Source organism: Ruegeria sp. CG4, assembly GCF_056537185.1.
This window is the reverse complement of record NZ_JBQFRB010000029.1, coordinates 1-640: the sequence shown is the minus strand read 5'-3', so window position 1 is coordinate 640 and position 640 is coordinate 1. Positions and strand designations below refer to the sequence as shown.

Genomic DNA, 640 nt, shown 5'->3' with positions numbered 1-640 from the left:
TTGCAGACTGCGCAGCGAATTCCGAATAAATCACTGGCTTCCTCGATCCTTAAGTGCCGACATGTCTGGCAACGGGGCAGCGTTCGCTTTTACCTTAATGAGCACTTACTTCAGAACCGAACACTGTGCTAGCAGAGCCCCGGGTTCGAATTGAGGACACTGCAGTATTTCATTCGCAGCTAAACCAACCCATTTGCGTTACTTGATTTTGCCAGAGAGAATGGCGTCCGACTATTGGTGGTAGTGTCATTGATGGAGGATCGAAGGTTGGAAATCGTTGGAAGCGTCGCCTTTGTTAGTGGCGGCAGCGGTGGGCTTGGTTCGAAGATCTGTAGGCTCCTCGCTCGCAACGGCAGCAAAGTGGTTGTCGGATACCGCAGTGGATCAGATCGCGCGGAAGCAGTCTGCGCGGACATCAAAAGCCAAGGCGGCACGGCTCGCGCAGAACAGTTTGACCTCACCGAGCCTTCTTCAGTGCATGCCTGTATTGGCAGGATAGTCAGCGAGTTCGGCGGGCTGGACATTCTGGTGAACAATGCCGGCATGGCTTCTGGCGGGCTCAACTTGCCAACTGGTGATCTGGAAGCCCTCACCCCGGAGATTTGGACGGAAATGCTAACGACAAACTTTAGCGGTCCAT

Annotated in this window: 1 protein-coding gene; it reads left to right on the top strand. The window is 53.9% G+C overall.

Annotated elements, in window-relative coordinates:
• Positions 1-252: 252 nt before the first annotated feature.
• Positions 253-640: SDR family NAD(P)-dependent oxidoreductase (locus ACR0J2_RS24090; protein ID WP_480814115.1), on the top strand; the 388-nt coding region annotated here is incomplete at its 3' end.